Genomic DNA, 6853 nt, shown 5'->3' with positions numbered 1-6853 from the left:
GGCCCTTCGTCGTTTAGTGTGGAATGCAACAATCACAATGGTTGATGGTGGTCGGGGCCGGTGGACATGTGGGCAAGGCGCGAAGCGGCTTGTCCACATGTCCACCGGGCGGCATTGAATGGATGAAATCGAGGGTGACATGAGCGTTGGCATCGAGGGGTTGTTCACGAGTGCATTGGGCCTTGTTCCTCCGTGGGAGGTGGAGAAGGTCGAACTCGACACGACGCGCCGCCGCATTGATTTCGAGGTGCGTTGCACGGCCAAGACCCTGACCTGCCCGCACTGTGGCGCTGCAGAGCAGCGCATCCATGACCGATTGCGCCGCGCGTGGCGACATCTGGACTTTTTCCAGTACGAGGCTTGGCTGCATGCCGATGTGCCGCGCGTGGCCTGCACGGCGTGCGGCAAGACGGCGCAGGTGGGCGTGCCCTGGGCGCGCGAGGGCTCGGGTTTCACTGCGCTGTTCGAGGCGCTCGCGCTGGCCCTGTGTCGGGAGCTTCCGGTGCGCCAAGCCGCCGCCCTGTTGCGCTGTGCCGACAAGCAACTGTGGCGGCGCATCGAGCACTATGTCAGCGAGGCCCGCGCCCTGGATGACATGAGCGCCGTGCAGATCGTGGGGATCGACGACACCAGCCTGCACAAAGGGCAGAGCTACATCACCGTGGTGCATGACCTCGACACGAAGCGGCTGCTGTTCGCCACCGAGGGGCGTGACCACCAGACGGTGGTGGACTTCGCGGTGGATCTGAAGGCCCACGGCGGGGATCCCGAGCAGGTGCGACAGGTGTGCCAGGACATGAGCGCGGCCTACGCCAAGGGCGTGAGCGTGGCGTTGCCCAATGCGACGATCAGCTACGACCGATTCCATGTCGTGGCGATGGCTGTGGATGCGATGGACAAGGTTCGCCAAGCCGAGATGCGTGACGATCCAAAGGCGGTGGCCCAAGCCCTGGGGACGACGGACCGCAAGACCCTCAAGGGCCTGATGTGGGGGATGCGCAAGAACCCCGACGGCTGGTCGATCCAGCAAACGCAGGCGATGCACTGGCTGCAGCATTCGGGCCTGAAGAGTGCCCGGGCGTGGCGGTTGAAAATGGCGCTGCGCGAGGTCTTTGCTCGGGCTGCGGCCAGCAACGATGCGCAGCTGGCCCGCGCGGACTTGAACGCCTGGCTGAGTTGGGCCAGACGCTGTCGACTCGAGCCGTTCAAGAAGCTGGCCAAGACGATCACCGAGCGCGCCGACGCCGTCGTGCGGGGAATGATCGACAACCGATCCAATGCCTTCGTCGAGGCCATGAACGGCTTGCTGCAACAGGCCAAGCGGGCCGCTCGGGGCTTCCGCACAGCAACCCACTTCATCGCCATCGCCTACCTGCGCATGTCCAAGCTCAAGCATCTGCCAGATCATCCGTTCGCTCCGGCCATGAAGAAATGAGATCGTTGCGTTCCACACGAAACGGCATAGAGCCGCCTCAAGGCCCTGCGCGCACTTCGGCGCCAGAAGTTTGGCATGGTGTTTCAGAGCTTCGCCTTGCTGCCGCACCGCACGGTGCTGGGCAATGTGGAATTCGGTCTCGAGATTCAGGGCATGCCCAAGGCGCAGCGACAGGATCGCGCTATGCAGGTCATCGAGACCGTCGGCCTGAAAAACTACGAAAACCGTTACGCCTCGGAGTTATCGGGCGGCATGCAGCAGCGCGTCGGTCTGGCGCGCGCGCTGGCGGCCGACCCGGAGATTTTGCTGATGGACGAGGCCTTCAGCGCGCTCGATCCGCTGATTCGCAGTCAGCTCCAGGATGATTTGCTCGAAATTCAGGAGCGGCTGGGCAAGACGATTGTGTTCGTGTCGCACGATCTGGACGAAGCCATCAAGATTGGCACGCGCATTGCCATCCTTCGGGACGGTCGCCTGATCCAGATCGGTACGCCGCAGCAAATCCTGTCTGCGCCGGCTGACGACTATGTTTCGGCCTTCGTCGAAGGGGCCGACCGCACCAAGGTGCTCACCGCCGAGCAGATCATGCAGCCGTTGCGCGTGGCAGCGAACATCCGCGATTCAGCCCGCACCGTGCTGCGCAAGATGGAGCGCAGCGGATTCAGCGGTCTCATCGTGATCGATAGCGCGCGCAACCTCAAGGGCTTCATCGAACTGGCTCATGTCACCGCCCAACGCGACGCCGAACGCATCAGCCTGGCGCGGGTGCGCCCGCTGCCCACCGCGACGCCCGACGCCAAGCTGGCCGACCTGATCCAGCGCGTCAACACCGAAGGCTCTCCGCTGTGCATCGTTGATGCGCGCAACCGCGTGATCGGCGTGGTGGACAAGAGCAGCCTGATCGCGGCCTTGGCCCAAGGTGATCTGAACACGGAAAACGCCGCCGTCCCTGCGGCAGACACCGCAGCGCCAACAGCGCAACCCGCCAACGAGTCCGCTGCGCCCGCTTTCGACACCCAGGAGATCGACCATGCCCCGCAAACCTGACACTGCGGCCACGCCGCTGCCCAACCTGTCTCGTCGCCGCGCCACCCAGCTGGCCGCGGGCAGCCTGCTGCTGCCCTGGGCCGTGGCGCAGGCCGCGCCCACCCCCATCCGCCTGGGCTATGTGAAGGCGTGGCCGAGCAGCAATATCCCCTCCAATCTGGTCGCCGCTTATGTGCGCAAGCGCTTTGGCATTCCGGTCGAACTGGTTTCCAGCGAACCGGGGCCGATGTGGGAGGCGGTGGCCAGCGGGCGTACCGACCTCATCCTCACCGTCTGGCTGCCCGGCACCAGCGAGGTCTATTACCACAAGCTGCGCGACAAGCTGGAGCATCTGGGCGCCTACTACCAAGGCAAGGCACCCGCCTTGGCCTGACCGTGCCCGACTACGTGCCGGTCAAGACCATTGCGCAGTTGCAGGCGCATCACGCGCAGTTTCACGACAAGATCTACGGCGTCGAATCCGGTTCGGTCGTCAACATGATGGCCAGCAAGGCCATCAAGACTTACCACCTCGCGCCGATGGAACTCGTCACCAGTTCGACCGCGGCGATGACCATCCAGCTCAAGCGCGCCATCGCTCGCAAGGACTGGATCGTGGTCACCGGCTGGCAGCCGCTGTGGATCTGGGCCGACTTCAAGCTGCATTTCCTCGACGATCCGCAGGGCGTGTTCGGCGGTATCGGCCACATGGACACGGTGATCAACCCGCAACTGCAGCGCCGAGCGCCGCAGGTCGTCGACTGGCTACGCACTTTTCATCTCTCGCAGGCCGAGTTGGCCAGCATGCTGCTGCAACTCTCCAGCGGTCAATCGGTGGAGCAGATCGCCGAGCAATGGCTGGCGCACCAGCCTGAAAACGCAGCGGCCTGATCCGCATCGCCCTGGGCCTTCGAGCCCTCTTTCCTGGCGCTGCAACGGCACACCGCTGGCCTGCAGACAGGTGCAGCTTTGCCCTGGGCACACCGATAAGGAGAATCTTCTATGACACTTGGACAACCGATTCCCATTGGCGACTGGGTCAGCAACGGCGTCAACGCCCTGACCGATCATTACGCAGCGGCATTCGACTCCATCACCAACGGCGTTCACTTTCTCATCGCCGGATTGCAAACCGGACTGGGCTGGCTACCCGAGCCCGTCTTCATCGCACTGGTCGCCGTATTGGCCCTGATCGCGATGGGCTGGAAGCGCCCCGGCGGCTGGTCTCTGGCGATTTTCAGCATTCTGGGGCTGGGTCTGGTGTGGAACCTCGGTTACTGGGACGATCTGATCAAGACCCTGGCGCTGGTACTGGCCGCCGAGGTGCTGGTCATCCTCATCGGCGTGCCCACCGGCATTCTCAGCGCCAAGAGCCGTCTGCTCGAAAAAGCGCTGCGGCCCCTGCTGGACATCATGCAGACCATGCCGGCCTTCGTCTATCTGGTGCCCGCGGTCATCTTTTTCGGCCTGGGACTGGTGCCCGGGGTGATTTCGACCACCATCTTCGCGCTGCCGCCGCTCATTCGCCTGACCACGCTGGGCATCCGCCAAGTGCCGCACGAACTGGTCGAAGCCACCCAGTCTTTTGGCGCGACCTGGTGGCAACTGCTCACCAAAGTTCAGATTCCCTCAGCCCTGCCGTCCATCATGGCTGGGGTCAACCAAAGCATCATGCTCGGCCTTTCGATGGTGGTCATCTCCGCGATGATCGGCGCCGGCGGCCTGGGCAATGTGGTGCTCGAAGGCATCACGCAACTCGACGTCGGCAAGGGTTTCGTCGGCGGCCTGTGTGTGGTGATTCTGGCGATCATCCTCGATCGCCTGACCCAGTCGCTGGGTCGTCTCAACAAGGAGAAACACTGATGCAACGACGTCAATTCCTCTCGCTCGGCGCGGTTGCCGCCGCCACGGCTGTCACGGGCATGCCCGCTTCAGCGGCTGACAAGGCCCCGGTCAGCATGACCTATGTCGCCTCTTGGCCGAGCAGCAACATCACCACGCATATCGCCGCGCGCATCATTCAGGAGAAGCTGGGCTATCCCACGCATCTGACTTCGACCGACGCCGGGCCGATGTGGGCTGCAGTGGCTTCGGGCCGCGCCGACGCCATGCTCACCGCCTGGCTGCCAACCACCCATCAGGTGTATTGGGACAAATACAAAAAAGACGTGGTCGATCTGGGCGCCATCACCGAAGGCACCTGGCTGGGCCTGGCGGTGCCGAAGTACGTGCCCATCAACACCATCGCCGAACTCGAAGCCCATCACGCCAGGTTCAAGAACCGCATCACCGGCATCGAAGCGGGCGCTGGCATCATGATCAATACCCAAAAGGCGATCAAGGCCTATGGCCTCAAGGACATGGAGCTGCTGACCAGCTCGACCGCTGCCATGCAGGCCCAGCTCAAGCGTGCGGTGGAGCGCAGGAACTGGATCGTGGTCACCGCCTGGAAGCCGCTGGGCATCTGGGCGCAGTTCCCGCTCAAGACGCTCGAAGATCCCAAGCACATCTACGGCGTGAGCGGCCATATCGATGCCATCATCAATCCCAAGCTGGAAAAGAGCGCGCCGCGCGTGGTGCAATTTCTGCGCGATTTCAAGCTGCCGCTGGATGACATTCAGGCCATGATGGTCGAACTCAACGGCGGCAAGAGCATGCCTGAAGTCACCGCGCAGTGGATCAGTGCGCATCAGACGCAGGTCGATGGCTGGACCAAGGCCTGACCGGAGCCAACGGTCCCTTTGGATCGGTTCCAATGCATACCGCCGCGCGACTGCGGCGGTTTTTTATGGCCGATACCTTCATGCCGTTTTCATCCTTGCAGACCCGCCCGCAGACTGTTTGGCTGCTCGATCTCGACAACACCCTGCATGACGCCTCCTGGCGGGTGTTTCCGTTGATGAACGCCGAGATGACGGCCTTCATCGAACGGCATCTGGGCGTGCAGCGGGAAGAGGCCAACCGTATCCGCGCCCATTTCTGGCAACGCTACGGCGCGACGCTGCTGGGGTTGATGCACGAACACGGCGTGGATGCGGCGCAGTTCTTGCGCGAGACACACGATTTCCCGCACCTGCCGCGCATGCTGCGCTGCGACGGCAGCGAGCGCGCGGCGCTGGCGCGGCTGCCGGGCCGCAAGCTGGTGCTCACCAACGCCCCGCGCGACTATGCCCGGCGCGTGCTCAAGCACCTCAGGCTCTGGCGGTTGGTCGATGGCCTGATCGCGGTCGAAGACATGGCGATGTTTCACAGGCTGCGTCCCAAGCCGGATGCGCGCATGCTGCGCCATGTGCTCGCCCGTAATCGTCTGCGGCCCGCGCAGTGTGTGCTGGTCGAAGACACGCCAGGGCATTTGCAGGCCGCGCGCCGCATCGGGCTGCGCGGCGCCTGGATGGTGCGCTACGCCCGCCGCGCTGTGCGCAGAAGGCGCGATCTGCCGATGGAACGCACCGGCCTGCATGGGCGGCCGGATTTCGTCGCGGCGCGCATCCGCAGTCTGAACGAGCTCAGACGCCTGGCGTGAGTCTCAACCCGCATCCAGCGCGTCGCCCAGCTCCTTGGCGCGCTGATCGGCGGCGTGCAGGGCGCGAACGATGGTGGCCTGCATCTGCGCCTCATCGAACACCGCCAGCGCCGCCGCCGTGGTGCCGCCCTTGCTGGTGACATTGGCGCGCAAGGTGGCCAAAGGCTCGCTGCTGCCCTGCGCCAACGCCGCTGCCCCGGCCAGCGTGGCCAGCGCCAGTTCGCGCGCCTGCGCGCCGCTCAAGCCCAGTTCTTCACCGGCCCGCGTCATGGCTTCGGCCAGATAAAACGCATAGGCCGGGCCGGAGCCGGAGACCGCCGTCACTGCGTCGAGCAGTTCCTCGCGCTCCACCCACACCCGCCGCCCCGCCGGGGCCAGCAGAGCATCGGCGAGCGCGCGGTCGGCCCCGCTGGCCTGCGGGCTGGCGAACAGCCCGGTGATGCCCTGGCCGATCAGCGCCGGGGTGTTGGGCATGGTGCGCACCATGCGCTGCGCCCCGGTCTGCCGCTCGATGGCGCGGCAACGCACCCCGGCCATGATGCTGACCTGCAGCGCATCGCCAAGATGAGGGCGGCACTCGCTGGCCGCCTGAGCGAATTGCTGCGGCTTCACCGCCCAGACCACGGCCTGCGCCTGGCGCAATGCGGCGCTCGGCGCCTCCAGAATCTGCACGCCGGGAAAACGCTGCTGCAGCCGCGCGCGCTGCTCGGCGAAGGGCTCGACCACGCGCAGGTTCGCGGGCTCCGCGCCCGAAGTCAGCAGGCCGCCGATCAGCGCGCTGCTCATATTGCCGCCGCCGATGAAGGCGGTGACGGGCAAAGTGGGTTTCGCTTTCATGCGCGCATTATTGCCGCAAACAGCACGCGGCA

8 protein-coding genes are annotated in these 6853 nt (G+C 64.8%); 7 read left to right on the top strand and 1 reads right to left on the bottom strand.

Annotation, left to right across the window (positions count from 1 at the left end):
- Positions 1-139 precede the first annotated feature (139 nt).
- The 7 genes from RBR52_RS08725 (at position 140) to RBR52_RS08695 (ending at position 5984) form a co-directional block, all read left to right on the top strand.
- Positions 140-1435 carry an ISL3 family transposase gene (locus tag RBR52_RS08725; RefSeq protein ID WP_320376809.1) on the top strand — a complete coding sequence of 432 codons (1296 nt, stop codon included), beginning with the start codon at positions 140-142 and terminating at the stop codon, positions 1433-1435.
- Between the two features lie 45 nt (positions 1436-1480).
- The gene (locus RBR52_RS08720) at positions 1481-2482 is read left to right on the top strand and encodes an ATP-binding cassette domain-containing protein (protein WP_320376823.1); all 1002 of its coding nucleotides are present in this window, start codon (positions 1481-1483) and stop codon (positions 2480-2482) included.
- Positions 2466-2855 carry a glycine betaine ABC transporter substrate-binding protein gene (locus RBR52_RS08715; protein ID WP_320376808.1) on the top strand — a complete coding sequence of 130 codons (390 nt, stop codon included), beginning with the start codon at positions 2466-2468 and terminating at the stop codon, positions 2853-2855. The genes RBR52_RS08720 and RBR52_RS08715 overlap by 17 nt, the downstream gene beginning before the upstream one ends.
- 2 nt (positions 2856-2857) lie before the next feature.
- Positions 2858-3352 (top strand): glycine betaine ABC transporter substrate-binding protein, encoded by a 495-nt coding sequence (locus tag RBR52_RS08710; protein WP_320376807.1) that lies wholly within the window; start codon positions 2858-2860, stop codon positions 3350-3352.
- 111 nt (positions 3353-3463) lie between these two features.
- Positions 3464-4324 carry a proline/glycine betaine ABC transporter permease gene (locus RBR52_RS08705; protein ID WP_320376806.1) on the top strand — a complete coding sequence of 287 codons (861 nt, stop codon included), beginning with the start codon at positions 3464-3466 and terminating at the stop codon, positions 4322-4324.
- Positions 4324-5184, top strand: coding sequence for a glycine betaine ABC transporter substrate-binding protein (locus RBR52_RS08700; RefSeq protein ID WP_320376805.1), 861 nt, complete (start codon positions 4324-4326; stop codon positions 5182-5184). Before RBR52_RS08705 ends, RBR52_RS08700 begins: the two co-directional genes overlap by 1 nt.
- 80 nt (positions 5185-5264) lie before the next feature.
- Entirely contained in the window at positions 5265-5984 is a 720-nt protein-coding gene (locus RBR52_RS08695; protein ID WP_320376804.1) for a pyrimidine 5'-nucleotidase, read from the top strand.
- Between the two features lie 3 nt (positions 5985-5987).
- Here RBR52_RS08695 and proC read toward each other — a convergent pair whose 3' ends face one another.
- Complete coding sequence (proC, locus tag RBR52_RS08690) at positions 5988-6821, bottom strand: pyrroline-5-carboxylate reductase (RefSeq protein WP_320376803.1); 834 nt, start codon at positions 6819-6821, stop codon at positions 5988-5990.
- Positions 6822-6853 lie beyond the last annotated feature (32 nt).

Source organism: Thiomonas sp. (assembly GCF_034007205.1).
GTDB lineage: Bacteria > Pseudomonadota > Gammaproteobacteria > Burkholderiales > Burkholderiaceae_C > Thiomonas.
Note: the sequence above shows the minus strand (reverse complement) of the source record. Positions and strands in the feature narration are given on the sequence as shown.